Raw genomic sequence first — 26177 nt, 5'->3', positions numbered from 1 at the left:
AGGTCGGTCCCCGCGCACGGTCAGTCCACGGGCCATGTGTGCGCGGCCGCGTTCAGATGCATGAAGTCCATGTACGTCGTGGTCATCCGCCGCAGCGCCTCGCCCCGGTCGGAGACGCCGGCCTTCTCCAGCTGGTGCACCGTCTCCGCCTGCCACAGGGCGCCGTTGCGGGCGACGACACAGCGCTGCTCGACGATGCCCAGCAGCGGTTCGCGCCACTCGGCGTCCAGGCCGGCCAGCTCCAGGCCCCGGTGGGCGAGGGGCAGCAGTCGGCGCAACACCAGTTCCGGGACCGGCACTTCGCCCATGCCCGGCCAGTACAGGCGTGCGTCGATGCCGTCGCGGGCCGCGGTGTGGAGGTTCTCCTCGGCGACCGCGAACGACATCCGCGTCCAGATCGGCCGGTCCTCGTCGACCAGGGCGCGGGTGAGGCCGTAGTAGAAGGCGCCGTTGGCGATGATGTCGGCGACGGTGGGGCCTGCGGGCAGGACGCGGTTCTCGATGCGCAGATGCGGGCCGCTCTCGGTGACGGCGTAGATGGGACGGTTCCAGCGGTAGATCGTGCCGTTGTGCAGGGTCAGTTCGCCCAGTTGCGGGGCGCCGCCGTCGTCGAGCGCCTGCTGCGGGTCCTCGTCGTCGCACAGCGGCAGCAGCGCCGGGAAGTAGCGGACGTTCTCCTCGAACAGGTCGAAGACGCTGGTGATCCAGCGTTCGCCGAACCACACCCGGGGTCGTACGCCCTGGGCCTTGATCTCCTGGGGGCGGGTGTCGGTGGCCTGCTCGAACAACGGGATACGGGTCTCGCGCCACAGCTCCTTGCCGAAGAGGAACGGCGAGTTCGCGGCGAGGGCGATCTGTACGCCCGCGACGGCCTGGGCCGCGTTCCAGTAGTCGGCGAAGTCCTTCGGCGCGACCTGGAGGTGGAACTGGGTGCTGGTGCAGGCGGCCTCGGGCGTGATGGTGTAGGCGTACGTCGACAGGCGCTCGACGCCGTCCACGGTGATCCGCAGGTCCTCGCCGCGGGCCGCGAAGATCTGCTCGTTGAGCAGCTGGTAGCGCGGATCGCCGGACAGGGCCCGCTCCCCGACATCCGTCTCCCCCAGGGTCGGCAGGATGCCGATCATGATCAGGTGGGCGCCGACGGCGGCGGCGCGGTCCTCGGCGTGGTTGAGGGCGTCACGGATCGCCTGCTCCCAGGCGCCGGGGCCGCCGGTCGTCAGCTCCCGGGGCGGGATGTTGATCTCCAGGTTGAAGCGGCCCAGTTCGCTCGACCAGGCGGGGTCGGCGATGGCCTGGAGGACCTCGGTGTTGCGCATCGCCGGCCGGCCGGCGTCGTCCACCAGGTTGAGCTCGATCTCCAGGCCGACCCGGGGGCGCTCGCTCTCGAACGTCGACTCGCGCAGCATCTGCGCCAGTACGTCGAGACAGCTGTGCATCTTCTCCCGGTACCGACGGCGATCCTCCCGCGTGAACACCAGGGCCGGCACATCGCGTCCCATCAGTGCCCTCCCGAGTTCCCTCGGCGGATAGCTCTCGTCCCAGCGTCGCACTTCGGGCGGCACCCGGACAGTCGGCGGTCCCTCGACCCGTCGGCGGGTACCCAGAGGGCGCTCGGCAGACACCCGGACCGCTGGAGGCGCTCCCCTTGTCGTCTCCCCCGCGCCCGCCTAGCCTGACTTTGTGCCGCTAATAAACAAAACCCGATCGCACAACGCCGTGCCGGGTCCCCCTCACGACCTGACCCGCCTCCGTATCGCCCTGACCACCTTCTTCGCCCTCGACGGCTTCGTCTTCGCCGGCTGGGTCGTCCGTATCCCCGCGATCAAGCAGCAGACCGGCGCCTCCGCCAGCGCCCTGGGTCTGGCCCTCCTCGGCGTCTCCGCCGGAGCCGTCGTGACGATGGTGCTCACCGGCCGCCTCTGCCGCCGCTACGGCAGCCACCTCGTCACCGTCGTCTGCGGCGTCCTGCTCTCCCTCAGCGTGGCGCTGCCCCCGCTCACCCACTCCGCACCGGCCCTCGGTGCCGTCCTGCTGGTCTTCGGTGCCGCCTACGGCGGGATCAACGTCGCGTTCAACAGCGCGGCGGTCGACCTGGGCCGAGCCCTGCGGCGGCCCATCATGCCCAGCTTCCACGCCGCCTTCAGCCTCGGCGGCATGGTCGGCGCCGGGCTCGGCGGGCTGGTCGCCGGGGCGCTGACGCCCACGCGGCACCTGCTGGGCCTCACCGTGATCGGGCTGGTCGTCACGGCCCTGGCGGGTCGCGTGCTGCTGCGCGTCCCGGCGCCGGAGTCCCCCGAGAGCGCACCGAAGGACGAGTCCGCGCCCCGTCGCCTGGACGCCCGGACCCGTCGTCTGGTCATCACCTTCGGCCTGATCGCCCTGTGCACCGCGTACGGCGAGGGAGCGCTGGCCGACTGGAGCGCCCTGCACCTGGAGCAGGACCTGCACGCATCACCGGGCGCGGCGGCCATCGGCTACTCCTGCTTCGCGCTCGCCATGACCGTCGGCCGGCTCACCGGCGCCTGGCTGCTGGAGCGCCTGGGACAGACCCGTACCCTCGTCTCGGGCGGCGCCACCGCAGCGGCCGGGATGCTGCTCGGCGCGCTCGCCCCGAGCCTCTGGGCGGCACTCGTCGGTTTCGTGGTCACCGGGCTCGGCCTCGCCAACCTCTTTCCCGTGGCCGTCGAACGCGCCGGCACGCTGGCCGGCCCCGACGGGGTCGCCATCGCCTCCACCCTCGGCTACGGCGGCATGCTGCTGGGCCCGCCCGCCATCGGCTTCATGGCGGACTGGCTCTCCCTGCCACTCGCCCTCACCAGCGTGGCCGCACTCGCCGCCACGGCGGCGGTGATCGGCTTCGGCACGCGACGTGCGACAGCGCGCTGACCGTCCAACAGGTGTGTCGGGAAAGGCGAGTTGAGGCACCATGATTCACATGGGACGCCCTGTGGGGAATAACGTGGGTGTCCACGACCGGTGTTGGCCGGCTTCGTGGTCCTGACCACACACATGCGGGAGTGTCCATGACTGATGAGCCGGAGAACACCGAGCACGAGGCGCTCGCCAAGATCGACACATCGGTGCCGCAGTCGGCTCGGATCTGGAACTACTGGCTGGGGGGCAAGGACAACTACGAAGTCGACCGGGTCGCCGGTGACGCGTTCCGCGAGATCTTCCCCGGCATCGAGACCGGAGCCCGTGCCGCGCGGTACTTCCTGGCCCGCGCGGTTCGTCATCTGGCCGCCGAGGAGGGCATCCGGCAGTTCCTGGACATAGGCACCGGGCTGCCCAGTGTGGACAACACCCACGAGATCGCCCAGCGGGTGGTGCCCGAGTGCCGGATCGTCTACGTCGACAACGACCCGTTGGTCCTGGCCCACGCCCGCGCGCTGCTCACCAGCACGCCGGAAGGCGTCACCAACTATGTCGACGCCGACCTGCGTGACCCGGGCACCATCGTGCGCGAGGCCGGGAAGACGCTGAACTTCGACCAGCCGGTCGCCCTGATGCTGATGGGCATCCTCGGGCACATCGAGGACTACGACGAGGCGCGCTCGATCGTGCGGCAACTGGTGGACGCGCTGCCGTCCGGCAGCTACCTGGTGCAGTACGACAGCACGAACACCAGCGAGTCCTACGTCCGGGCCATCCAGCAGTACAACGACGGCGGCTCGATCCCGTACATCCTGCGCAGCCCCGAGCAGATCGCGGGCTTCTTCGACGGTCTGGAACTGCTCGAACCGGGCGTGGCGTCGTGCTCGCGCTGGCGACCCGACGCGGGCGCCTGGGGTCTGCCGGCGGAGGTGCACCAGTACGGCGGGGTGGCCCTCAAGCGCTGAACTCCCCACTGTCTCCGGCCCACCGACCGTCCGTCCACGCCGCTGATCAGGTCTCCTGGAGGATGCGATGGAGAATCGTCGGCGTCTCGTCCGGCGATTCCGCCTCGACCACCAGGCGGTTCATGACGTCCCAGTAGCGCTCGATCTCCTCCGGCCGGTCGGGGTAGAGGGCGGTGGCGAGTTGTTCGAGGTAGACCATGTCGGGCAGCAGACCGCCGGGCAGCCGCAGGATGGTCACGGGGCCGCTCTCCGCGGCGTGGCCGCCGGCGAGGAACGGCAGGATCTGCACGGTGACCTGCGGGAGTCGGCAGATCTCGATGAGATGCCTGAGCTGGGCGCGCATCACGTCGAGACCGCCCACCGGGCGGCGCAGCGCCGCCTCGTCGATCACGGCCCAGAACTGCGCGGTGGGCCGGCGGTGCAGGATCCGCTGCCGTGTCATCCGCAGCATGCGGCGCCGCTCCACCTCCCGCGCACCGGCGCCCGGGTGCGCGAGCCGGATGGCGGCACGGGCGTAGTCGGGGGTCTGCAACAGATGGGGCACGCGCTGGACCTCGAAGCAGCGGATGAGACTCGCCGCCTGCTCGGCACCGAGGTAGAGCTGCGCCCAGGCGGGCACGACGTCGCTGTAGTACTGCCACCAGGCGGGGGTGTTGGCCTGTTCGGCCAGGGTCAGCAAGGTGGCACGCTCGGCCTCGTCCACGACGCCGTACAGGGTGAGCAGATCGTCCACGTCACGCGGTTTGACCCCGTGCCGGCCGCCCTCCAGCCGACTGATCTTGGACCGTGAGGCCCGGATGACGTGCCCTGCGGCCTCGCGGGAGATTCCCTGCTCCTCCCGCAGCCCGCGCAACCGCGCGCCCAGCACCAGCCGCGCCGCCACGGGCCCGGCCGACTGTCCGTCCAGCCCCCTGCCGCCGACCGGGGTACGTGCTGCCTCATCGGGGCGCATGGGCAATCTCCCTGCGACGAACGCGACTTGCGCGCATACGAGCGGTGCGGCCGCCATCCTAGGGGCTGTCGGGTACATGATCTTCAGGTCGCGGGAACGACCACCCGGAAGTGCTCCAGCCGATGCTCCCGCACGGTGGTGCGCGGATGCCGCGGATGCGCATCATGACCGGATGGCGCGACTCCACGACATCGTCATCGACTGTGCCCGGCCGGCCGCCACCGCCCGCTTCTGGGCCGCCGCCCTCGACGGTTACGCCGTCGCCCCGTACGACGACGCCGAGCTCGCGCGGTTGCGCGCGCAGGGCATCGCCGACCCGGAGGACGACCCGACCGTACTGGTCGAACCCTCGGGCGCCGGCCCGCGGCTGTGGTGTCAGCTCGTGCCGGAGGCCAAGCGTGGGAAGAACCGTCTGCATCTGGACCTGGTCTCCGGCGTCCCGGAGGCCGAACTCGGCCGACTCACCGCCCTCGGCGCGAGCGTCCACGACCGATACGAGGACCACTGGGTGCTGGCCGACCCCGAGGGCAACGAGTTCTGCCTCTTTCCCACCGCGCCGTGAGATCGACGCCCGTCCCACCGCGCCCCGGGAAAAGCACTTCCCTTCGACCGTGCTCCATCCGGCACACTCACCCCCATGGAGACACTCGACTTCGTCCGCACCCTCGACCGCGAGGGCCGGCTGCTGGCGGCGGCAGCCGAGGAGGCAGGGCCCGACGCGAAGGTGCCGACCTGTCCCGAGTGGCAGGTGCGGGACCTGGTGCGGCACACGGGGACGGTGCACCGCTGGGCCGCGGCGTTCGTGACCGACGGGCACATGTCCCCCCGTCCCGAAGGCGACCTGCCCGACCTCGACGGCGCCGCGCTGCTCGACTGGTTCCGGGAAGGGCACCGCCACCTGGTCGACACGCTCACCGCAGCCCCCGCCGACCTGCGGTGCTGGCACTTTCTGCCCGCTCCCTCGCCCCTCGCGTTCTGGGCCCGCAGGCAGGCCCACGAGACGACCGTGCACCGCTTCGACGCCGAGGCGGCACTCGGGGGTACACCGAGCGGGATCGACCCCGGCTTCGCGGTGGACGGCGTCGACGAGTTGCTGTGCGGCTTCCACGCCCGGCCGAAGAGCCGGGTCCGCAGCGCCGAGCCCCGGGTGCTGCGGGTGCGGGCGACGGACACGGACGGCGCCGTGTGGACCGTACGGCTGTCGCAGGAGCCGCCCGCGGCCGAGCGGGGCGACACCGCCCGGGCCGACTGCGAGATCGCCGGACCGGCCGAGCGGGTGTATCTGTCGCTGTGGAACCGGCAGCCCCTCCCGCGCGTGACGGGCGACGAGTCGGTCGCCGCGCTGTGGCGGGAGAACTCCGCCGTCATCTGAACCTGAGATGCCGTCTCCCAAGTCACGGTGATTGACGCCGGGGTGGGATGTCGAGGCGCCCCACCCCCGGTCGGGTCTCATCGGATGTGCTTGGCCGGCTTGGTGGCGGCGTTGAGCAGGTACTCCAGAGGGCCGCGGCGGAAGAAGCGGGACCAGACCGCGGCGAACACGATCGCCCCGAGGACGAACATGAGCAGCGGCACCCAGGACTGCTGCGTGCTGGTCCCGGCGGACATGGACAGCGCGGACTGGGCGAGGAAGTGGCCGACGTAGGCGGTCAGGGACATGGTGCCCACGGCGATGACCGGTTTCGCCAGGCGGCGCAGTCGCGGCAGGCGGTCCATCGCCACCGTCGCGCCCACGATCACGAGGATCGCGACTCCGACGCTGCCGATGATGTCGAACGTGGTGCCGCTGTGCGGCCCGGCCGTCAGCAGCGACGACGCCGGCATGTCGGGGAACGACCCGCCGTCGAGGGGCACCGACCCGCTGGCGGGGGGCATCGAACCGGAGCCGCCGGACGACGACCCGTCTTCCGCCATGCTCCGCAACGCGCCCCCGCCGGCGAGCAGCAAGGACATGCCGTACGCGGTCGCCGTGAGGGCGGCACCGAGCGCGGCCAGGCGGCGCTGGACGGTGCCGGAGGACAGGTCGAGGCGGCCCAGCGCCATGCCCGCGATCACGAACGACATCCACGTGAGCGCCGGGTAGAAGCCGGTGAGCAGCAGATCGAGCACGCCTACCTCGCTGAGGTGGCGGAGCGGGTCGTAGGCGTTGATGGTCTGCTGGACCGACGGGGTCAGCAGCGCGTTCAGGGCGAACGCCAGCTGCGGTGTGACGAGCGCGAACGCGGCCGCGATGATCGCGAGTGTCCTGGCGCTCAGTCGCACCAGGGGCAGGGCCAGCAGGAAGTAGACCCCGTAGAAGCCGAGGATGATCACTCCCCCGTACTCCATCGCCATCACGGTGCCCAGCGCCAGCAGGACCACGGCGCGGATCGCGATCCGGGCCCTCGCCTGCCGGCCGGCCAGGCCGGTCTTCGGTTCGCGGCGGCCGGCGAGCAGCATCAGCGAGAACCCGGCGAGAGTGGCGAACAGGACCGACGAGTGACCGTCCGATATGTACCGGATCCAGCTGGCGACGCCGCTCGTCGCGGACAGCGGGGGGCCGATGTGTACGACGTACATGCCGAACACGGCCAGCGCGCGGGCGAGGTCCACCCCTACGAGGCGTCCCATCGAGGGACCGGGCGAGGCCGGCGCGGCGGACTCGGGGGAGGTTCGGGACTGCGGAGGCGAGTTCTCCTGCGGAGCTGACGTCTCCTGCGGCGGCTGTGTCTGTGTCATACGGAGAACCTCGCGTGGACGCCAGGGGGACGGCCATCCGGCGGCCTTCGGTAGCGCCCCCGCCGATCGGCGGGTACCGCCCTGCCGACCGGCGGAGTCCCGTCCCCGGCCGCTCCGGTGCGACCGGACGGCGGTCTTCTTCAGCCACTCGGCGGGGGTGGACCCGACAGTCGCCGGATGGGCGCGGGGCGAACGGGCTTCCAGGCTGGGGGCATGACACGCGGTGCGCCGGACACTGACGCGGTGCCCGGCAGACCGCAGAAGAAAGGAACTTCGTGAACACCGCATCCGCCCCGACGACGGATGAGACCCATGAGACCTCCCTGTCCGCCCGACAGACGGTCAAGGCTCTGTACGTGTACGTCCGGCCGCACCGGTGGGCAGTCGCTCTCGGTCTTCTGTGCGCCCTGGTCGGGGCTGCCGGGGGGCTGTTGCAGCCGCTGGCCACGAAGGCGCTGGTGGACAGGCTGGCGACCGGTGAGACCATCGCCGGGATTCTGCTGGCGCTCACCGTGCTGGTGGTGCTGGGCACAGCGGTCGAGGCGTTCGGCGCGTATGTGCTGGAGCGGACGGCGGAGTCGGTGGTCCTGGCCGCGCGACGCACCCTTGTGGGACGGCTGTTGCGACTTCGGATCGCGGAGTGGGAGCGGGTGCCGCCCGGTGATCTGATGTCCCGGGTCACCTCGGACACCACGCTGCTGCGGGCGGTCAGCACCCAGGCGGTCGTCTCCGCGGCCACCGGCGCGGTGGCCTTCGTGGCGGCGATCGTGACGATGGCGTTCCTGGACACCGTGCTGCTGGGCGTGACGCTCGGGGTGGTCGTGCTGATCGGCGGGGCCGTCGCCCTGGTGATGCCGAGGATCGCCCGCGCCACCGAGCGGTCGCAGGAGGCGGTCGGGGAGATCTCCGTCGCGCTGGAGCGGGCTCTGGGGGCGTTTCGCACGGTGAAGGCGTCCGGTGCCGAGGAGCGCGAGACCGTCCGGGTGGAGGCGGCGGCGCGGCGGGCATGGCGGCACGGTGTGAAGAGTGCGAAGTGGGAGTCCGTGGCGGGCTCGGCGGACGAACTCGCCGTCCAGCTGGCCTTCCTCGCGGTGCTCGCGGTCGGCGGGGCGCGCGTGGCGTCCGGGGAGATCCCCGTGTCCACCCTCATCGCCTTCCTGCTGTACCTCTTCTACCTGATCGAGCCGGTGTCCAGGCTGATCGAAGCCGTGACCTCCTATCAGGAGGGGGCGGCCGCGATCTCCCGGATCGCGCACGTGGAACGCCTGTCGACGGAGCCGCCCGCCCGGGGTGAGGGCGCCTGCCCGCGGCAGGAGACAGCGGTGCCGGGTCCGGCTTCGGTCCGCTTCGAGGACGTGTCCTTCCGTTATCGCGCGGGCCTGCCGTACGTCCATCGGCAGGTGAGTTTCGAGGTGCCGGGCACCGGGATGACGGCCTTCGTGGGCCCCTCCGGCGCAGGCAAGTCGACGGTCTTCGCGCTCATCGAGCGATTCCACGAGGCCACCGGCGGCCGGGTCCTGGTCGACGGCAAGGACGTACGGGACTGGTCCCTGCCCGGGCTGCGGTCCGCCATCGGGTACGTGGAGCAGGACGCCCCGGTGCTGGCCGGCACGCTGCGAGAGAACCTGCTCTTCGCCGCGCCCGACGCGACGGACGACGACATCCGCGACGTCCTGTCCCGGACACGGCTCGACACCCTCGTCGAACGCCTGCCCCACGGCCTGGACACCCCGGTCGGGCACCGCGGTTCGACGCTGTCGGGCGGCGAGCGGCAGCGCGTCGCCATCGCCCGCGCCCTGCTGCGCAGGCCACGCCTGCTGCTGTTGGACGAGGCGACCTCGCAGCTCGACGCGGTCAACGAGCTGGCGCTGCGGGACGTCGTCACGGAGGTGGCCCGCGAGACCACGGTGCTGGTGGTGGCCCACCGCCTGTCGACGGTGACGGACGCCGACCGGATCGTGGTGATGGACGCCGGCCGGGTCCGCTCGGTGGGCACCCATGAGGAACTGGTGGCCCGGGACCGGCTGTACGCGCAACTGGCGGCCACCCAGCTCCTGGCCCCCACTCGATGACCCACGAGGGGTCGGTCAGTCCGCGCTGAGGGGAATCCGCAGCCGCACCTGGTAGCCGCCCTCCGCGGTCGGGCCCGCGTCCAGGGTGCCGTGCAGGATCTCGGCCCGTTCCCGCAGACCGACCAAGCCCTGCTGCGAACCGGGCAGGGACAGGGAGGGACGCGTGGGAGGGGTGTTGGTGACGGTCACTCCGATGCCGTCGCCGTCCTGCCACAGCTCGACGCACGCCGTGGCTCCGGGGGCGTGCTTGCGGACGTTGGTCAACGCCTCCTGGACCGTGCGGTAGAGGGCCCGTTGCGCGGGTGTGCCCACGGTGGGCGGCAGCTCACCCTTGAGCTCCGCGTGAGTGCCGCTCGTCTCCACCAGTTTGCGGAGGTCATTCAGGGTGGGCTGCGGGGTCAGCTCGGTGGCGTGGCCGCCGGAGGCGCGTAGCAGCGTGACCATGGTGCGCAGTTCGTCGAGGGTGGTGACGCTCAGCGAACGGATCGTGCGGGCGGCCTCTTTGGCGTCCGCGTCCTTGGCAGCGACCTGCAGCGCGCCGGCCCGCACGGCGATCAGGCTGACCTGGTGGGAGACCACATCGTGCATCTCGCGGGCCAGTTGGGCGCGTTCGCGGGCGAGGACGGCCTGGGCGTGCAGTGCCCGCTCGTGCTCCCTGGCCTCCTCGATCTCCACAATCCGACGCGCCAGGTCCCGACGGGTCTGGAGAAGCTGTGCGATGAGGACGGGTGCGGCGGCGGTCGCCAGGCTGTACACGAAGGTGATCAGTGTCATGGTCCGCCCGACCTCGGTGAGGCCGGCCAGGGGCCACGGAGTGCTGTTGGCGACGGCGGTCAGGGCGACGCACCCCGCGAGGAGAGGGCGGTTGCGGGAGCGCTCGGCCAGAGTGAACAGCGCCGCGAGCGGTGCGACGGCGACGGGCTGCGTCAGTGCGACGGGCAGGGTGAGCAGGAAGACGCCGAGCGGGAACCGGCGCCGGAAGGCCAACGCGGCGCAGCCGAGCGTGGCCAGCGCGATGCCGAGGCGCGTGTCGTCCCACAGGTTCGCCCATACGTCCACGGCCGCTGCCGCCACCAGGACGACGTCGATGATCGGCGCGGGGACGCGTTCCCACAGTGCGCGTACCCGATTCACCGTCCGGCCTCCGACCGCGGGTGCTCCTGGAGCAGTCCGGCGCGCTGCGCCAGCAGCGCGGCCTGCACCCGGCTCGTCACACGGAGCTTGGTGAGGATCGCGCTGACGTGGTCCTTGACCGTGCCGGCACCCAGGTGGATGCGCGCCCCGACGTCGGCGTTCGACAGGCCCTCGGCAACCAGGACGAGGACGTCGCGCTCGAAGCCCGAGCGGACCAGTGCCTCGTCGTCCACCACCACGCGGATCACGCGCTCCGCCTCACCTTCGTTCATGCCGTCCGGCCCATGCCGCGTCGACCCTACGGCCATGGGGAGCCCGGACGGCCCGACGAGCGGCAGCTCCAGCCACCCGGCGGGGTAGCACCCGCCAGTCGGCAGGCACATCACAGCCGCCCGCATCACTCACGGTGCAGAGGTGACACGACCTCGGAACCCGGGCCTCGCGCCGGTCAGTTCGCCAGCATCCTCGTCAGCACCGCACGCTGCTCCGGCAGCACCGTGCCGTGCAGGGCACGCCCCTTCGCCGTCAGGCACACCTTGACGCCGCGCCGGTCCTCCTGGCACATACCGCGCTCGACGAGCCCGTCCTTCTCCAGCCGGGCGATCAGCCGGGACAGGGCGCTCTGGCTCAGATGGACGCGCTCGGCGATCTCCTGCACCCGGTACGACGGGCACTTGGCGTCCGCCAGCACGTCCAGGACCTCGAAGTCGCTTGCGCACAGGCCGTGTCGGCCGAGGGCGCGGTCGAGCTCGCACTGGGTACGGGCATGCAGCGCCAGGATGTCGTGCCACTGGTCCACGAGTGCCTGCTCGGGCTTCTTCGCCGCCATGGGCGCACCGTAGCAGAGTTCCGCAATTATTGCATCGGAATTAAATGCTCTTGCATTCGATGCATACGCATGTACTGTCTCCGTCATGACCTCTCCGCTCACCACCCCCGCGTCCGACGGACGCTGGACCCCCCGGCTGTGGGGCACCCTCCTGGTGCTGTGCGCCGCGATGTTCCTCGACGCGCTGGACGTGTCGATGGTCGGCGTGGCCCTGCCGTCCATCGGCGCCGACCTGGGCCTGTCCACCTCGACCCTGCAATGGATCGTCAGCGGCTACATCCTTGGCTACGGCGGCCTGCTGCTCCTCGGCGGACGCACCGCCGACCTGCTGGGCCGACGCCAGGTGTTCCTGGTGGCCCTCGGCGTCTTCGCGCTCGCCTCGCTGCTCGGCGGGCTCGTCGACTCGGGCCCGCTGCTGATCGCCAGCCGGTTCGTCAAGGGCCTCGCCGCCGCGTTCACGGCGCCCGCCGGCCTGTCCATCATCACCACGACGTTCGCCGAGGGCCCGATACGCAACCGCGCCCTGGCGATCTACACCACCTGCGGCGCCACCGGCTACTCGATGGGGCTCGTCTTCTCCGGCCTGCTCACCGAGGCCAGTTGGCGTCTGACCATGCTGCTCCCGGCGCCCGTGGCGCTCATCGCCCTGCTCGCCGGCCTGAAGCTGCTCCCGCGCACCGAGCGCGAACGGGCCAGCGGCGGATACGACATCCCCGGCGCCATCCTCGGCACCGCCTCGATGCTGCTGCTCGTGTTCACCGTCGTCGAGGCACCGGAGGTGGGCTGGGGCTCGGCCCGCACGATCCTGTCGTTCGCCGCCGTCGTCGTCCTGCTCACGGCCTTCGTCCGCGTCGAGCGGCGCAGCCCGAGCCCGCTGATCCGGCTGGGCGTGCTGCGCTCCGGGGCCCAGGTGCGGGCGCAGCTGGGCGCGTTGACGTTCGTCGGCAGCTACATCGGCTTCCAGTTCCTGGTCACGCTGTACATGCAGCAGGTTCTCGGCTGGTCGGCACTGCACACGGCGCTGGCCTTCCTGCCGGCGGGCGCGCTCGTGGCGCTGTCGGCGACGAAGGTCGGCGCGATCATCGACCGGTTCGGCACGGCACGGCTGATCGTGATCGGGTTCGCCTCGCTGGTGATCGGCTACGTCCTGTTCCTGCGGATCGACCTCGACCCGGTCTACGCCGCGGTGATCCTGCCCACCATGCTGCTGGTGGGCGTGGGCTTCGCGCTGACCTTCCCCTCGCTCAACGTCCAGGCCACCAACGGTGTCGACGAGCACGAGCAGGGCATGGTCTCGGGCCTGCTCAACACCTCGGTCCAGGTGGGCGGCGCGCTGTTCCTCGCCGTCGTGACCGCGGTGCTGACCGCGAACAGCCCCGAGGAACCCGCCTCTCCTCAGGCGGTCCTCGACAGCTACCTGCCCGCCCTGGTCGTGACCACGGTGATCGCGGTCGCGGGCCTGATGATCGCCCTCACCGGACTGCGCACGCGCCGCGAGCAGCGGACCGTAGTGGTCGCCAAGTCCACCATCAAGGAGGCGGAAGCGGAGCGTGTGGCGCTCCGCGACTAGGGGGAACGCCTCCCAGGTGCGCCCGGCGGAGCCGCTTGCTCCGTCGGGCGCACCCCTGTTTGACTCAAGGCATGGAGAACCACGGGGGACGGCGCCGGCAGGCCGAGCGGGACGCGATCACCGTCGAGATCGGGTACGCGCTGTTCAGTGCCGCGTTCGCGGCGGCGGTGCTGTTCGGGGCGATCGTCGGGCCGGCGTACGTCTTCGACGTGTCGGACGGTACGCGGGGCGTACTCGTCGGTGTGGGCACCACGGTCGCGGTCGTGCTGTTCTTCGCCCGGGTCGTCAGCGTCCTGACCCGGTTCCGGCAGACGTCTCAGCCCAACCAGCCCGGCCGCACCAACCCCGACTCGTAGGCCAGCACCACGAGTTGGGCCCGGTCCCGGGCGCCGAGCTTGACCATCGTGCGGCTGACATGGGTCTTCGCGGTGAGCGGGCTGACCACCAGGCGACGGGCGATCTCCTCGTTGGACAGGCCGATGCCGACCAGCGCCATCACCTCCCGCTCGCGCTCGGTGAGTTCGCCGAGGGCGTCCGCGGCGGCGGGCTCCTTGGAGCGGGCGGCGAACTCGGCGATGAGACGCCGGGTCACCCCCGGTGACAGCAGCGCGTCGCCCTCGACCACCGCCCTCACGGCGCGCAGCAGTTCCTCCGGCTCGGTGTCCTTGACCAGGAACCCGGAGGCACCCGAGCGGATCGCCTCGAAGACGTACTCGTCGAGTTCGAAGGTGGTCAGCATGACCACCTTGACGTCCTTCAGCTCCGTGTCCTCGGTGATCCGGCGGGTCGCGGCGAGGCCGTCCAGGAGCGGCATGCGGATGTCCATCAGGACGACGTCGGGCCGCAGTTCACGCACCTTGCGCACCGCCTCCTCACCGTCGGACGCCTCCGCCGCCACCTCGATGTCGGGCTGAGCGTCGAGCAGCGCCCGGAAGCCGGCCCGCACCAGTGACTGATCGTCGGCGAGCAGTACGCGGATCAACGGTCCTCCTTGACCTCATGAGCCGTCTTCAACGGCAGTACGGCGAGCACCCGGAACCCTCCGTCGGCACGCGGGCCCGCCTCGATCGTGCCACCGAGCGCGGCCGCCCGCTCCCGCATTCCGGCGAGTCCGTTGCCGCTGCCGCCCGCGTCGGCGCCGGTCGCCGGACCGTCGTCGTCGATACGCAGCCGTAGCGTCGTCCGATCGTCGTGATCGAGGTGCACGCGTGCGTGCCGTGATCCCGAGTGGCGTACGACGTTGGTGAGGGCCTCCTGGACGATCCGGAAGGCGGCGAGGTCGGTGCCGGGCGCCAGGCGGGGCGGCTCGCCCTCGACCTCGACGGTGAGGCCGGCGCTCGCGGCCTGCTCCACCAGTTCGGGCAGCCGGTCGAGGCCGGGCGCCGGGGTGCGCGGGGCGTCGCCGGGGGCGCGCAGCGTGTCGAGGACCTGGCGGACCTCGCCGAGCGCCTCCTTGCTCTTGGCCTTGATGGTGGTGAGCGCGGTGCGGGCCTGTTCGGGGTCGGTGTCGAGGAGGGCGAGGCCCACGCCCGCCTGCACATTGATCACGCTGATGCTGTGCGCGAGCACGTCGTGCAGTTCGCGGGCGATCCGCAGCCGCTCCTCGTCCGCCCGGCGGCGTGCCGCCTGCGCCCGCTCGGCCCGCTCCTTCGCCCACTGCTCGCGCCGGGTCCTGGCCAGCTCCGACACCGCCACGATCGCCGCCACCCACGCGGCGATCACACCCTCCTGCCCCCAGGGCGCGGCCGAGTCACCGGACGGCGGCAGCCACTGGTACAGCCAGTGCGCCACCAGGGCATGCCCGACCCAGAACACGCCGACCGCGGCCCAGGCCGCTTTGCGGTGCCCCAGGAGGATGGCGTTGAAGCAGGCCATGGCCACGGCCAGGAAGACCGGCCCATAGGGGTAACCGGCACCCAGGTAGAGCGTGGCGGCCACCGACGTCCCGAACACGACGACCACCGGATACCGCTTGCGCCACAGCAGCAGGCCCGACGCCACGAACAGCAACACCCGTGCGAAGGGGTCGAGATGCTCGCGAGAGTCCCCCTGCCCCTCGGCCGCGAAGTTCGAGCCGGCCAGCACGAAGAAGGTGATCAGCAGGGTGGAGCGCCACGGCCAGCGCGGCGCGTGCTCCTCGTCGACCCACCGGCTCCACCCCGGCGGCCCGTGCCGCCACCACGTCTGCGGACCGCCGCCCCGGCGTTCCTGCTGCTCGTCCATGTCCGCCACGCTAGACGCGATGACGGCCGGGCGGCGTCACCCGCGCGTGGTGATCACACGTACTCCCCGCGAAGTACGTCCCCCACCTCGGGCTCCCTGCCCCGCAGCCCGCGCAGCCGCCGCGGCCCTGGGTCGCCGACCCGCGGCCCGCGCTGCGTGCCCCGCACACCCGGATCCTGCGCCAGGATCCGGAACTGCTGCCGTCACCGGTGCCGGTCCCCTGACATGCCCCGTCGGTCAGCTCGCGTCGGTCAGGCGCTGTCCGTCCACCAGACCGACCTCGTGCGCGAGCCGGCCCACCGCATGCCGGAAGAACGTCTCCCGGTCCTCCACGACCCGGTTGAACTGCCCGAACAGCTCGAACCCGACGAGCCCGAAGAGCTGGGCCCAGCAGGCGACCAGGGCCGCCACGTTGGCCGGCGGGAGGTCGGGGGCCAGGTCGGCGGCCATGCGCTCGGCCTCGGGGCGCAGTTCGGCGGGCAGGGGTGCCGGTTCGGTGAGGCCCTCGGCCGCCCGGGCCTCGCGCAGGATGCCGATGAAGACGAGGCCGACGCGGGAGGCGGGCGGGACCGTGGTGTCGGGCGCCGTGTACCCGGGCACGGGCGAGCCGTAGATCAGCGCGTACTCGTGCGGATGGCGCAGCGCCCAGTCCCGTACGGCCTGCGCGACCGTAGTCCAGCGCCGCACGGGTTCGGCGTCGACGGCCTCGGCGTGTGCGGCCTCGGCGCTCTCCCCGAGGGAGTCGTAGGCGTCGATGATGAGGGCGGTCAGCAGGTCGTCGCGGCTGGGGAAGTAGCGGTAGAGCGCGGAGGAGACCATGCCGAGCTCACGGGCCACGGCACGCAGCGAGAGCTTGGCGGCGCCCTCGGCCGCGAGCTGTCTGCGGGCCTCGTCCTTGATGGCCGCGGTGACTTCCATCCTGGCGCGGGCGCGTACGCCCTGTGCGGTGCGACTGCTCATAGGAGGCAGTCTTCCATGAATTCGGAGCAGTGCACACATTAGAGAGCGGTGCTCTTGCTTTGGATCGGCGTTGTCGTGCACACTGCTCTCAAGCGAGAGCACCGCTCTCTGAAACGAACAGCTGGGGGTCACCATGTCGTCGCCGTACTACCTCAAGGGCAGCCCGCTGAACGTCCGGCTCAACAGCGTCATCGGCTGGCTGGCCCGGCACGGGCTCAGCATCGCGGGCACCGCGGAGATGTCGGTGCGCGGACGCAAGAGCGGCAAGATGCAGCGCATCCCGGTCAACCCGCACACCTATGAGGGCACGCGGTACCTCGTCTCGGCGCGCGGCCACTCGCAGTGGGTGCGCAACATGCGCGCGGCCGGCGGCGGGGAACTGCGCGTCGGGCGCAAGGTGCGGCAGTTCGCCGCGGTGGAGCTTCCGGACGAGGAGAAGCTCCCGATCCTGCGGACCTATCTGGAGAAGTGGGGCTGGGAGGTCAACCAGTACTTCCAGGGGGTCACCGCGAAGTCCTCCGACGAGGAGATCATCGCGGCGGCCCCGGACCATCCCGTCTTCCGGATCACCGTCGAGTAGTGATCCGGCCGGCGTCAGGAAGCGCCCTCGTCGTCGGCCGGAGCCGGCGTCGGCGCCTGGCGGCGGTCCATCGCGGTGAGCGCGCGGTGGGCCATCGGGTGGGTGCGGACGATCTCGGCCAGCGACGTCGAGCCGCGGGTGATGTCCATGAAGGCCTTCCAGGCCGGGCGGAAACCGGTCAGCGTGGCGTGGAAGAGGCCGGGACGGCGTTCGAACACCGTCAGCAGACGCTTGCCGACGCTCATCTCGACGCCGAGTCCCGCCTTGATCGCGAAGGCGTAGTTCAGCGCCTGGCGCCGGGTGTCCACCGCGTCGTGCGCCTCGGCGATCCTGACCGCCCACTCCCCCGCGAGCCGCCCCGACCGCAGCGCGAACGAGATGCCCTCGCGGGTCCACGGCTCCAGCAGCCCGGCCGCGTCCCCGCACACCAGCACACGCCCGCGCGAGAGCGGCGAGTCGTCGGCACGGCAGCGCGTCAAGTGCCCTGAGGAGATGCTCGGTTCGAACCCGGCGAGCCCGAGCCGCCCGATGAACTCCTCCAAGTACCGCTTGGTGGCGGCCCCTTCACCGCGCGCGGAGATCACCCCGACCGTGAGCGTGTCCCCCTTCGGGAACACCCAGCCGTAACTGCCGGGAATCGGCCCCCAGTCGATGAGCACCCGTCCCTCCCAGTCCTCGGCGACGGTGTCCGGCACCGGGATCTCCGCCTCCAGGCCGAGGTCCACCTGGTCGAGCTTGACCCCGACATGCGCCCCTATCCGGCTGGCGCTGCCGTCCGCGCCGACCACGGCCCGCGCGAGCAGCGTCTCGCCGCCCTGGAGGACGACGGCGACGCTGCGCCGGTCCGGCACCGCCGAGCCGTGCTGCTCGACGCGCTGCACGGTGACGCCCGTGCGCAGCTCCGCACCCGCCTTCTGGGCGTGCTCGACGAGCTGCTGGTCGAACTCGGGCCGGTTGATCAGCCCGAAGAGCATCTGCTTGGAGCGCCGGGTCCGGGTGAAGCGGCCGTTGTTGGAGAAGGTGACCGCGTGCACGCGGTCGCGGAAGGGCAGTTCGAAGCCGGGCGGGAGCGCGTCGCGCGAGGGGCCGATGATGCCGCCGCCGCAGGTCTTGTAACGCGGCAGCTCCGCTTTCTCCAGCAACAGCACGCGCCGCCCGGCGACGGCCGCCGCATACGCGGCCGAGGCTCCCGCGGGTCCCGCGCCCACCACGACGACGTCCCACACCTGCCGTACGTCGTCCGCCGAAGAGTTCTCGCTGCTCACGATGGTCTACTGCTCCCGCTCAAGCCGCCGCCTGCTGCTGTCCCCCGCATCCTACGGCGGGCATCGTCGCAGGCCGCTGTGGGAGGATCACAGCACTCACACGTACAACGTCGCACCCACAAGGAGCGTGCCCATGTCGTCGAATCCGGTCGCCGAGACCGTCGCCTCCCTGATGCCCAGGGCGAAGGCGGAGCTCACCGAGCTGGTGGCGTTCAAGTCGGTGGCGGACTTCGACCAGTTCCCCAGGAGCGAGAGCGAGGGCGCCGCCCGCTGGGTCGCCGACGCGCTCGCCGCCGAGGGCTTCCAGGACGTGGCCCTGCTCGACACCCCGGACGGCACGCAGTCGGTGTACGGCTACCTGCCCGGCCCCGAGGGCGCCAAGACGGTCCTGCTCTACGCCCACTACGACGTGCAGCCCCCGCTGGACGAGGCCGCCTGGCGCACCCCGCCCTTCGAGCTGACCGAGCGTGACGGCCGCTGGTACGGGCGCGGGGCCGCCGACTGCAAGGGCGGCGTGATCATGCACCTGCTCGCCCTGCGCGCGCTGAAGGCGAACGGCGGCATACCGGTCCACGTCAAGGTGATCGCCGAGGGCTCGGAGGAGATGGGCACGGGCGGTCTGGAGCGGTACGCCGAGGAGCACCCGGACCTGCTGGAGGCCGACACGATCGTGATCGGCGACGCGGGCAACTTCCGGGTCGGCCTGCCGACGGTCACCTCGACGCTGCGCGGCATGACCCTGGTCCGCGTGCGGATCGACACGCTCGAAGGCAACCTGCACTCCGGCCAGTTCGGCGGCGCCGCGCCCGACGCGCTCGGCGCCCTGATCCGCGTACTGGACTCGCTGCGCGCCGAGGACGGTTCGACGACGGTGGACGGGCTGACCGGCGAGGCCTCGTGGGAGGGGCTGCAGTACGCGGACGAACAGTTCCGCCAGGACGCCAAGGTCCTCGACGGCGTGGAGCTGATCGGCTCCGGCACGGTCGCCGACCGCATCTGGGCCCGCCCCGCCGTCACGGTCCTCGGCATCGACTGCCCACCGGTCGTCGGCGCCACCCCGTCCGTGCAGGCGAGCGCGCGTGCGCTGATCAGCCTGCGGGTGCCGCCGGGCGTGGACGCGGCCGAAGCGACCAAGCTGCTCCAGGCCCATCTGGAGACGCACACGCCGTGGGGTGCCCGGGTGCGCACCGAGCAGATCGGCCAGGGCCAGGCGTTCCGCGCCGACACGGGCAGCCCGGCGTACCAGGCCATGGCGGACGCGATGGCGGTCGCCTACCCGGGCCAGGAGATGCAGTACGCCGGCCAGGGCGGCTCGATCCCGCTGTGCAACACCCTCGCCGCCCTCTACCCGCACGCGGAGATCCTCCTCATCGGCCTGAGCGAGCCGGAGGCCCAGATCCACGCCGTGAACGAGAGCGTGTCGCCGCAGGAGCTGGAGCGGCTGTCGGTCGCCGAGGCGCTGTTCCTGCGCAATTACGCGGCGAGTTGAGCCCCGCGCAGCTGATGATGGGGCGATGATCCGAGCCGAACGCCTCACCGCCCACACCGACATCGCCACGTCCCTGGCGCTTCTCAGCGATCACGACATCACGGCCCTCGTGGAGTCGGGCGAGCCGCTCGGCACCGGAATCGGCGGCCGTTCGACGCTGGTCGAGGTGGACGGCAGACGGGTCTTCGTGAAGCGGGTCCCGCTCACCGACGTCGAGATGCGGCCGGAGAACGTCCGCTCCACGGCGAACCTCCTCGGGCTGCCGACGTTCTTCCACTACGGCATCGGCAGCCCGGGGTTCGGTGCCTGGCGAGAGCTCGCCGTGCACACGATGACCACGAACTGGGTCCTGGCCGGCCGGTTCGCCGGTTTCCCGCTGACGCACCACTGGCGGGTCCTGCCCGACACACCACAGCCGTTGCACGAGCTGCTGTCCGATGTGGAGCGGACCGTCGCCTACTGGGGCGGCAGCCCGCGGGTGCGCGAGCGCGTCGAGGGACTGCGGACGGCGTCCGCGAGCCTGGCGCTGTTCCTGGAGTACGTGCCGTACACGCTGACCGAATGGCTGGACGCCCGGCTGCGTACGGAGGAGGCCGACGCCGCGTGCGCCTTCGTGACACGGGAGCTCGCGGCCACCACCGGCTTCCTCCGCGACAACGGGCTCGTGCACTTCGACGCGCGCTTCCTGAACTTCCTCACGGACGGCGAACGCCTCTATCTCGCCGACTACGGCCTCGCCCTGTCCGCTCGCTTCCCCCTCACCCCGCAGGAACGCGGCTTCTTCCAGCGGCACCGGCACTACGACCGCGACTACACCGCGTTCCACTACGTGGAATGGCTCGCGACCGCCCTGTACGGCTACGGCGCGGACGATCGCGAGGCCTTCGTGCGCGACTGCGCCGCCGGGGCGAGGCCGCGGGACATCCCGCGGTCCGCCGCCGACTTCATCGAACGCTACGCTCCGCTTGCGGTCGTGATGCGTGACTTCGTCAAGCGGTTGCAGCACGAGAGCAAGTCGACGCCGTACCCGTACGACGAGCTGCGGCTCGCTCAGGAAGGCGCCGGAACGCCCGCCTCCAGATAGAGCGCCGCCCCGCGTTCCCGTGCCCGCAGCGCCCACCGCAGCCGCTCGTAACGCACCGGTGGCAGCAGGTCGGCCGCCTCCTCCTCGGTGACGAACCGGCAGTCGCGCAGCTCGGGTCCGGGCAGCAGAAGGCGTGCGGCCTCCGCGGAGTCCAGGCGCCCGCCGTCGAAGAGGAGGCGCAGACCTCCGTAACCCGGGGGTGAGGGCCGCTCCCAGTCGACCACGAGAAGCCGCGGGACGTCGTCGAGCCGTATCCCGGTCTCCTCCGCGACCTCCCGGATGCCTGCCCGCGCGGGCGCCTCACCCCGCTCGACGACACCGCCGGGGAACTCCCAGCCGGCCTTGTAGGTGGGGTCGACGAGCAGCACCCGGTCCTCCTCGTCGAAGAGCAGGACGCCCGAGGCGACGGTCTCGGCGGTGGGCTCGGGCGTCTGCACGATGTCGCAGACCGGGACCGTACCGCTGCCGACCGCCTCCGCGATGCGGACGGCGGTCTCGTACGGGGTCAGCCCGCCGTTGTCGACGGGGTACGCGTCGGCGGTGAGCCAGGAGGCGAGTGCGGCGCGGTACGGCTCTATGTGGTCGTACGACCACTGCCGGACCCGTATCTCGCCGTCGGGCAGCTCGGGCGGGATCTCCCGCCCCGCTATCCGCTCGCGCAGGATCGTTTCCGCCGGGGCGAGGAGCACATGCCGCACGGTGATGCGGCGGGCGGCGAGGCCGCCGAAGATCTCGTCCCTGTACTCCTGGCGCAGCAATGTCATCGGGACCACCAAGGTCCCGCCGAGCTCGGCGAGCAGCGCGGCCGCCGTGTCGATCACGAGACGCCGCCAGATCGGCAGGTCCTGGAAGTCACCGACCTCGGTGAGGTGTTTGGGCGGAAGCAGGTGGGTGAGTGCTCCGCCGATGACCTCGGGGTCGAAGAGCGTGCTGTTCGGGATCAGCTCGATCAGTTCGCGTGCGGTGGTGGTCTTCCCCGCACCGAACGCGCCGTTGATCCAGACGATCACGTTTCCCCCTCTTCTGTTGGCCCCCTGTGGCTTGCCCGCTCCACCCTGCCACGGAAACCAGCTCCCGTAGAGAGCGCATGACAGCGGCGCCGGGCCCCCTCGGATGCGGGGGTACGGCGCCGCGGTCGAGTCGGGGGGCTCGTCAGCCCTTCTTTGCCTTCTTCCCGTGCGGGGCGTCGTTCACAGCCCGCTCCGTCTCACGGTTGATGGCCCTGCCGACGGTGTCCAGGGCCTTGTCGACGCTCACACCGCCGAGCTTGGTCTCGGCGCCGGCCGGCAGAGCGGCGTCGGGGGCCCCGGTGGCGGGGGAACCGGTGACGGGGAGCTCGATGGCGTGGGACGGGGTGACCGCCGCGACGACGAATCCGGTGGCCAGGGAGGCGATGGCGAGCATGCTGCGCTTCTTCATGACCGTTTCAACTGCGAAACGGAGGCGGGAGTCACGCTCCGCCTCGTGGCGAACGTGACAGCGACGCGATTGCACCCCCGGGCCGCACCCCGTGGAGCCGGCCCTGCCGCACCCGTCGTACGAGGTCGCCGGCCGCCTCCGGCCACCGGGCGTACTCGAAGACGAAGCCCTCGTCGAGCAGCCGGCCGGGGACGACCCGGCGGCTCTTCAGCAGGAGCTCGGTGTCCGAGCGCAGCGCGAACGCGCCGATCTCGGCCATCCACCTCGTCGCGGGCAGGCCCACCGGAACGCCCCACGCCGAGCGCAGTGCCCGCATGAACGCTCGGTGCGGCAGGGGTTCGGGAGCGGCGATGTTCACCGGACCGGTGAGATCCGGCCGGTCGACCAGGAACTCGACCGCGCGCACGAAGTCCCGGTCATGGATCCAGGAGACGTACTGTCGGCCGCCCGCGACGGGACCGCCGAGTCCGAGGCGCGCCAGTCGCAGCAGGACGTCGAACACGCCGCCGCGATCGGGGCTCATCACCATGGCGGAGCGCAGGGCGACCTTCCGGGTGTGCGGTGTGTCGGCCTCCTCCTGGGCCCGCTCCCAGGCCTTGGCGATCTCGACGCTGTAGGCCCAGTAGTCCGGCACATCGGGTTCGCCGCCGCCGATGACGCCCGTGGCCTCGTCGTGGGGCGCGTCGAAGCGGTGGGCGTAGACGGTGGCCGTGCTCATCTGGAGCCAGACCCGCGGCGGCCGGGCGGCACAGCTGATCGCCTCTCCCACGACCCGGGTGGAGTGCACCCGCGAATCCATCATGGCCCGCAGATTGGGCGCGGTGTAGCGGCAGCTGACGCTGCGCCCGGCCAGGTTGATCACGATGTCGCTGCCGTCGATCGCCTCGGCCCAGGGGCCGAGCACCTCCCCGTCCCAGTGCAGCTCGCCCTCACGCGAGGGCCGCCTGGTCAGGACGACGACCTCGTGGCCCGCGCCGCTCAGCGCACGGTTCAGGACCGCGCCCACCTGCCCGGTTCCCCCGGGGATCACTATCTTCATCGACTCCCCCTCGTGTGTGGGAACGAGCCTAGCGCAGAGTCTTGAACATGTTCAAAAGAATGTCTCGGCACCCCTCGCGCCATCCGACGACTTCCAACACACTCCGACAGGTTCTACCGTGACCCCGTCATGACGCGTACATGCCGCCATCCCGCCTCTCGCAGGTACGGAGGAACGTAACGATGCGTCACCTTCACACCCGCACAACCCGTCGCGGAGCGGTCAGAGCCGTCGCAGCGCTCGCCGCAGGACTGCTGTGCGCGGCGGGACTCGCCGCGCCCGCCGCCGCGGCCCCGCCCGCCGCAGCCATCGGCGCGCCCACCGTGGACGACGGCCTCGCCCTCACCCCGCCCATGGGCTTCAGCAACTGGAACTCCACCCACTGCCGTGCCGAGTTCAACGAGTCCATGGTCAAGGGGATCGCGGACATCTTCGTCGAGAAGGGCCTCAAGGACGCCGGGTACGAGTACGTCAACCTCGACGACTGCTGGGCCCTGCCGTCCAGGGACGCGAACGGGAAGCTCGTACCCGACCCGGTCCGCTTCCCGAACGGGATCAAGGCGGTCGCCGACTACGTCCACGCCAAGGGCCTGAAGCTGGGCATCTACACCAGCGCCGGCACGAAGACCTGCAACCCGGCCGGCTTCCCCGGCGCCCTCGGCCATGAGTACAGCGACGCCCGGCAGTTCGCCGACTGGGGCGTGGACTACCTGAAGTACGACAACTGCAACAACCAGGGCGCGGACGCCAAGTTGCGCTACACGACCATGCGCGACGCCCTGAAGGCCACCGGCCGGCCCATCGTCTACAGCATCTGCGAGTGGGGCGAGAACGAACCCTGGGAGTGGGCGGCCGACGTCGGCCATCTCTGGCGTACGACCGGGGACATCAGCGACAACTGGGGCTCGATGCTGTCGATCCTCAAGCGGAACCTGCCGCTCGCGCCGTACGCGGGTCCCGGACGCTGGAACGACCCCGACATGCTGGAGGTCGGCAACGGCGGCATGACGGACACCGAGTACCGCTCGCACTTCTCGATGTGGGCGGTCATGGCCGCGCCGCTGCTCATCGGCTCCGATCTGCGGTCGGCTTCCGAGGAGACCTTCGAGATCCTCGGCAACCGCGAGGTCATCGCGGTCGACCAGGACCCGCTGGGCAAGCAGGGCGCGGTGATCTCGTCCGGAGGCGGCCGCTGGGTCGTCGCCAAGGAGATGCGGGACGGCAGCCGTGCGGTGGCCCTCTTCAACGAGTCCAACACCGCCCGGCGCATCGCCACGACCGCCGCCGCGGTCGGTCTGCCCGACGCCGACGCCTACACGCTGCGCGACCTGTGGCAGCACCGCAGCTACCACACCGCCGGCGCCGTCTCCGCGACCGTGCCCGCGCACGGCACGGTCCTGCTCCGGGTGTCGGCCGACTCCAGGTGGGCCCACCACCCGCCGGCCGTCGAACTCGGCCTGGACGGCGGCTCGTTGGTCGAGGCGGGCGGTACGGCCGCGTGGACGTCGACGGTCACCGACCTCGGGCGTACGACGGCCAGGCGCGTGTCCGTCACGCTGATCGGACCGGAGGGGTGGAGCGTCGAGGCGACGTCCCCGACCTCCTCGCCCGCACTGCCGCCGGGCCGCTCCCTGCGCACCACGTGGACGGTCACCCCGCCGGAGGGCACACCCACAGGCTCGTACGGCCTCACACTCAGGGCCGGTTACCGCTCACCCTCCGGCATCCGCGTCGACAACGCGCTCCCCTTGACCGCGACCGTGGTGGCGCCACCGCCCTCGGGGACGTCCGGGCTCGGTGACCTTCCGTGGCTGTCGGCCGCCAACGGCTGGGGGCCCGTCGAGCGCGACACCAGCAACGGCGAGAGCGACGCGGGCGACGGCAACCCGATCACCATCGGGGGTGTGGTGTACGGCACGGGGCTCGGCGTGCATGCCGAGAGTGCCGTCGAGTACTACGCCGGCGGTGCGTGCGAGACCGTGACCGCCGACGTCGGCGTCGACGACGAGAAGGGCGCGAACGGCACCGTCGCCTTCGAGATCTGGGCGGACGACACCAAGGCCGCCACCACCGGCACCCTCACCAACGCGATGCCGGCCCAGCCGCTCACGGTCGACGTGACCGGCGCCCAGGTCGTCCGGCTGATCGTCACCGACGGCGGCGACGGCATCGACTCGGACCACGCGGACTGGGCGGCGGCACGGATGAGTTGTTGACATTTGTCACTGCCCTCGGCCCCCGACTCCCGTGAACCTGGGGGGAGTTGAAGCCGGAGCGAGAGAACGGGGGCAAGGGTGACGGCGACAGGGCGGGTGACCGGGTCCGTGACTGCCGGGCCGACCAGGTTCGGTGTCGTACGGGTCTGGGTCAGGTCACTGGCGGCGGTGCTGATGCGGCGTGGGCCGGCGCCCGGGCTGCGGCACTCGGCAGGGGTGCGGCAGTTGGTGCTGCCCCTGGTGGCGATGGAAGTCGTAGTGGCCTTCCTGCTGTCGTCGATGCTGCCGCCCGCGGCCCGGCCGGCGCACGCGGCGTTCGAGGCGCTGCTGGTGCTGGCCGGGCTCGGGCTGGTGGCGGCGGTGCTCCGGCATCCGCACGAGGTGGACGCGGAACGGGTGCTCCTGCGGACCGGCTTCCTCGGCGAGGTGACGTTGCCGCGCCCGGCGGTCCGCTCCGTTTCGTCGGTGGTCCGTACGGTTCCGGGCCGGGGCCCGCGGCCCGTGCCGGGCGAACCCGGCGCGGTGGCCTGCTCCGTGGGCAGCTCACTGAACGCCGCCCTGCGCCTGGACCCACCGGTCCGCCTCGACCTGGGCACAGCGGGGCTGGTGGACGCGTCCACCGTGTACGTGTCGGCGGACTCCCTGCCGGATCTGTCGGCGGCGCTCGGGACCACCTCGCCGCGCTAGGGCCTGTCCGGCGGATCATGCCGGCGAGTGAACGTTCCTGCCCCGCGTGCCCTCACACCCCCGCCGCGCTCGCGGGGAGGGCGGCCGCCGCGGCGCCCACC

Annotated in this window: 24 protein-coding genes and 1 pseudogene; 12 read left to right on the top strand and 13 right to left on the bottom strand. The window is 71.6% G+C overall.

What is annotated here, in order from left to right:
- Positions 1–20 precede the first annotated feature (20 nt).
- Positions 21–1499: a glutamate-cysteine ligase family protein gene (locus L0P92_RS04395; protein ID WP_234761153.1), complete on the bottom strand. Its 1479-nt coding sequence runs from the start codon at positions 1497–1499 to the stop codon at positions 21–23.
- 217 nt (positions 1500–1716) lie between these two features.
- Here L0P92_RS04395 and L0P92_RS04390 point away from each other — a divergent pair, with 217 nt between their 5' ends.
- Positions 1717–2886, top strand: coding sequence for an MFS transporter (locus L0P92_RS04390; RefSeq protein WP_234761152.1), 1170 nt, complete (start codon positions 1717–1719; stop codon positions 2884–2886).
- Positions 2887–3023: 137 nt separating this feature from the next.
- A complete protein-coding gene (locus tag L0P92_RS04385) occupies positions 3024–3839 on the top strand; it encodes an SAM-dependent methyltransferase (RefSeq protein ID WP_234761151.1) in 816 nt (271 codons plus the stop codon).
- 46 nt (positions 3840–3885) lie between these two features.
- Here L0P92_RS04385 and L0P92_RS04380 read toward each other — a convergent pair whose 3' ends face one another.
- Entirely contained in the window at positions 3886–4791 is a 906-nt protein-coding gene (locus L0P92_RS04380; protein WP_234761150.1) for a Sco1979 family transcriptional regulator, read from the bottom strand.
- Between the two features lie 172 nt (positions 4792–4963).
- On the opposite strand from L0P92_RS04380, the gene L0P92_RS04375 reads away from it, so the two are divergent.
- Positions 4964–5353, top strand: a complete 390-nt coding sequence (locus L0P92_RS04375; RefSeq protein ID WP_234761149.1) for a VOC family protein — start codon at positions 4964–4966, stop codon at positions 5351–5353.
- A gap of 75 nt (positions 5354–5428) precedes the next feature.
- Positions 5429–6163, top strand: coding sequence for a maleylpyruvate isomerase family mycothiol-dependent enzyme (locus L0P92_RS04370; protein WP_234761148.1), 735 nt, complete (start codon positions 5429–5431; stop codon positions 6161–6163).
- Positions 6164–6240: 77 nt separating this feature from the next.
- On the opposite strand, the gene L0P92_RS04365 is transcribed toward L0P92_RS04370, so the two are convergent.
- Positions 6241–7509: a DUF418 domain-containing protein gene (locus L0P92_RS04365; RefSeq protein ID WP_234761146.1), complete on the bottom strand. Its 1269-nt coding sequence runs from the start codon at positions 7507–7509 to the stop codon at positions 6241–6243.
- Between the two features lie 275 nt (positions 7510–7784).
- On the opposite strand from L0P92_RS04365, the gene L0P92_RS04360 reads away from it, so the two are divergent.
- Positions 7785–9581 (top strand): ABC transporter ATP-binding protein, encoded by a 1797-nt coding sequence (locus tag L0P92_RS04360; protein WP_234761144.1) that lies wholly within the window; start codon positions 7785–7787, stop codon positions 9579–9581.
- A 15-nt stretch (positions 9582–9596) separates the two neighbouring features.
- On the opposite strand, the gene L0P92_RS04355 is transcribed toward L0P92_RS04360, so the two are convergent.
- The 3 genes and pseudogenes from L0P92_RS04355 to L0P92_RS04345 all read right to left on the bottom strand — a co-directional run bounded on the left by L0P92_RS04355 (position 9597) and on the right by L0P92_RS04345 (position 11544).
- A complete protein-coding gene (locus L0P92_RS04355; protein ID WP_234761143.1) occupies positions 9597–10715 on the bottom strand; it encodes a sensor histidine kinase in 1119 nt (372 codons plus the stop codon).
- Positions 10712–10918 (bottom strand): annotated as a pseudogene (locus L0P92_RS04350) (response regulator transcription factor); the annotation flags it as partial. The gene L0P92_RS04355 and the pseudogene L0P92_RS04350, both read right to left, overlap by 4 nt.
- A 245-nt stretch (positions 10919–11163) precedes the next feature.
- Positions 11164–11544 carry a MarR family winged helix-turn-helix transcriptional regulator gene (locus L0P92_RS04345; protein ID WP_234761141.1) on the bottom strand — a complete coding sequence of 127 codons (381 nt, stop codon included), beginning with the start codon at positions 11542–11544 and terminating at the stop codon, positions 11164–11166.
- Between the two features lie 85 nt (positions 11545–11629).
- Between L0P92_RS04345 and L0P92_RS04340 the strand changes: the two genes are divergently transcribed.
- Together L0P92_RS04340 and L0P92_RS04335 are read left to right on the top strand one after the other, a co-directional pair.
- Positions 11630–13114: an MFS transporter gene (locus tag L0P92_RS04340; protein ID WP_234761139.1), complete on the top strand. Its 1485-nt coding sequence runs from the start codon at positions 11630–11632 to the stop codon at positions 13112–13114.
- A 71-nt stretch (positions 13115–13185) separates the two neighbouring features.
- Complete coding sequence (locus L0P92_RS04335; RefSeq protein WP_234761137.1) at positions 13186–13470, top strand: DUF6332 family protein; 285 nt, start codon at positions 13186–13188, stop codon at positions 13468–13470.
- On the opposite strand, the gene L0P92_RS04330 is transcribed toward L0P92_RS04335, so the two are convergent.
- From L0P92_RS04330 to L0P92_RS04320, 3 genes are all read right to left on the bottom strand, one after another.
- Complete coding sequence (locus L0P92_RS04330; RefSeq protein WP_234761135.1) at positions 13431–14096, bottom strand: response regulator transcription factor; 666 nt, start codon at positions 14094–14096, stop codon at positions 13431–13433. The two genes, L0P92_RS04335 and L0P92_RS04330, sit on opposite strands and share 40 nt — an antisense overlap.
- The gene (locus L0P92_RS04325) at positions 14093–15337 is read right to left on the bottom strand and encodes a sensor histidine kinase (protein ID WP_234761134.1); all 1245 of its coding nucleotides are present in this window, start codon (positions 15335–15337) and stop codon (positions 14093–14095) included. The genes L0P92_RS04330 and L0P92_RS04325 overlap by 4 nt, the downstream gene beginning before the upstream one ends.
- Positions 15338–15574: 237 nt before the next feature.
- The gene (locus L0P92_RS04320; protein WP_234761133.1) at positions 15575–16297 is read right to left on the bottom strand and encodes a TetR/AcrR family transcriptional regulator; all 723 of its coding nucleotides are present in this window, start codon (positions 16295–16297) and stop codon (positions 15575–15577) included.
- 133 nt (positions 16298–16430) lie between these two features.
- On the opposite strand from L0P92_RS04320, the gene L0P92_RS04315 reads away from it, so the two are divergent.
- On the top strand, positions 16431–16877 hold the full coding sequence (locus tag L0P92_RS04315; RefSeq protein ID WP_234761132.1) for a nitroreductase family deazaflavin-dependent oxidoreductase: 447 nt from the start codon (positions 16431–16433) through the stop codon (positions 16875–16877).
- Between the two features lie 14 nt (positions 16878–16891).
- On the opposite strand, the gene L0P92_RS04310 is transcribed toward L0P92_RS04315, so the two are convergent.
- Positions 16892–18142, bottom strand: coding sequence for a geranylgeranyl reductase family protein (locus L0P92_RS04310; RefSeq protein WP_234761131.1), 1251 nt, complete (start codon positions 18140–18142; stop codon positions 16892–16894).
- A gap of 133 nt (positions 18143–18275) precedes the next feature.
- On the opposite strand from L0P92_RS04310, the gene L0P92_RS04305 reads away from it, so the two are divergent.
- The gene (locus L0P92_RS04305) at positions 18276–19631 is read left to right on the top strand and encodes a dipeptidase (RefSeq protein WP_234761130.1); all 1356 of its coding nucleotides are present in this window, start codon (positions 18276–18278) and stop codon (positions 19629–19631) included.
- 25 nt (positions 19632–19656) lie between these two features.
- Complete coding sequence (locus L0P92_RS04300; protein WP_234761129.1) at positions 19657–20715, top strand: serine/threonine-protein kinase; 1059 nt, start codon at positions 19657–19659, stop codon at positions 20713–20715.
- On the opposite strand, the gene L0P92_RS04295 is transcribed toward L0P92_RS04300, so the two are convergent.
- The 3 genes from L0P92_RS04295 to L0P92_RS04285 form a co-directional block, all read right to left on the bottom strand.
- On the bottom strand, positions 20682–21725 hold the full coding sequence (locus L0P92_RS04295) for an NUDIX hydrolase (RefSeq protein ID WP_234761128.1): 1044 nt from the start codon (positions 21723–21725) through the stop codon (positions 20682–20684). The two genes, L0P92_RS04300 and L0P92_RS04295, sit on opposite strands and share 34 nt — an antisense overlap.
- Positions 21726–21867: 142 nt before the next feature.
- Positions 21868–22134, bottom strand: a complete 267-nt coding sequence (locus L0P92_RS04290; protein WP_234761127.1) for a hypothetical protein — start codon at positions 22132–22134, stop codon at positions 21868–21870.
- Between the two features lie 31 nt (positions 22135–22165).
- Positions 22166–23173: a TIGR01777 family oxidoreductase gene (locus L0P92_RS04285; protein WP_234761126.1), complete on the bottom strand. Its 1008-nt coding sequence runs from the start codon at positions 23171–23173 to the stop codon at positions 22166–22168.
- A 182-nt stretch (positions 23174–23355) separates the two neighbouring features.
- Between L0P92_RS04285 and L0P92_RS04280 the strand changes: the two genes are divergently transcribed.
- Both L0P92_RS04280 and L0P92_RS04275 read left to right on the top strand, forming a co-directional pair.
- A complete protein-coding gene (locus L0P92_RS04280; RefSeq protein WP_234761124.1) occupies positions 23356–25389 on the top strand; it encodes an NPCBM/NEW2 domain-containing protein in 2034 nt (677 codons plus the stop codon).
- 108 nt (positions 25390–25497) lie between these two features.
- The gene (locus L0P92_RS04275) at positions 25498–26076 is read left to right on the top strand and encodes a hypothetical protein (protein ID WP_234761123.1); all 579 of its coding nucleotides are present in this window, start codon (positions 25498–25500) and stop codon (positions 26074–26076) included.
- The last annotated feature ends 101 nt before the right edge of the window (positions 26077–26177 follow it).

It is taken from the genome of Streptomyces muensis (genome assembly GCF_021474425.1).
Taxonomy (GTDB): Bacteria; Actinomycetota; Actinomycetes; order Streptomycetales; family Streptomycetaceae; genus Streptomyces; species Streptomyces muensis.
This window is presented reverse-complemented; position numbering and strand designations above follow the sequence as displayed.

Bases quoted from the DNA above. Each gene is read 5' to 3' on its own strand.
- L0P92_RS04380 (WP_234761150.1), bottom strand. From the start codon at position 4,791: ATGCGCCCCGATGAGGCAGCACGTACCCCGGTCGGCGGCAGGGGGCTG.
- L0P92_RS04340 (WP_234761139.1), top strand. From the start codon at position 11,630: ATGACCTCTCCGCTCACCACCCCCGCGTCCGACGGACGCTGGACCCCC.
- L0P92_RS04290 (WP_234761127.1), bottom strand. From the start codon at position 22,134: ATGAAGAAGCGCAGCATGCTCGCCATCGCCTCCCTGGCCACCGGATTC.
- L0P92_RS04395 (WP_234761153.1), bottom strand. From the start codon at position 1,499: ATGGGACGCGATGTGCCGGCCCTGGTGTTCACGCGGGAGGATCGCCGT.
- L0P92_RS04385 (WP_234761151.1), top strand. From the start codon at position 3,024: ATGACTGATGAGCCGGAGAACACCGAGCACGAGGCGCTCGCCAAGATC.
- L0P92_RS04320 (WP_234761133.1), bottom strand. From the start codon at position 16,297: ATGAGCAGTCGCACCGCACAGGGCGTACGCGCCCGCGCCAGGATGGAA.
- L0P92_RS04305 (WP_234761130.1), top strand. From the start codon at position 18,276: ATGTCGTCGAATCCGGTCGCCGAGACCGTCGCCTCCCTGATGCCCAGG.
- L0P92_RS04335 (WP_234761137.1), top strand. From the start codon at position 13,186: ATGGAGAACCACGGGGGACGGCGCCGGCAGGCCGAGCGGGACGCGATC.
- L0P92_RS04365 (WP_234761146.1), bottom strand. From the start codon at position 7,509: ATGACACAGACACAGCCGCCGCAGGAGACGTCAGCTCCGCAGGAGAAC.
- L0P92_RS04345 (WP_234761141.1), bottom strand. From the start codon at position 11,544: ATGGCGGCGAAGAAGCCCGAGCAGGCACTCGTGGACCAGTGGCACGAC.
- L0P92_RS04315 (WP_234761132.1), top strand. From the start codon at position 16,431: ATGTCGTCGCCGTACTACCTCAAGGGCAGCCCGCTGAACGTCCGGCTC.
- L0P92_RS04375 (WP_234761149.1), top strand. From the start codon at position 4,964: ATGGCGCGACTCCACGACATCGTCATCGACTGTGCCCGGCCGGCCGCC.
- L0P92_RS04285 (WP_234761126.1), bottom strand. From the start codon at position 23,173: ATGAAGATAGTGATCCCCGGGGGAACCGGGCAGGTGGGCGCGGTCCTG.
- L0P92_RS04370 (WP_234761148.1), top strand. From the start codon at position 5,429: ATGGAGACACTCGACTTCGTCCGCACCCTCGACCGCGAGGGCCGGCTG.
- L0P92_RS04280 (WP_234761124.1), top strand. From the start codon at position 23,356: ATGCGTCACCTTCACACCCGCACAACCCGTCGCGGAGCGGTCAGAGCC.
- L0P92_RS04300 (WP_234761129.1), top strand. From the start codon at position 19,657: ATGATCCGAGCCGAACGCCTCACCGCCCACACCGACATCGCCACGTCC.
- L0P92_RS04325 (WP_234761134.1), bottom strand. From the start codon at position 15,337: ATGGACGAGCAGCAGGAACGCCGGGGCGGCGGTCCGCAGACGTGGTGG.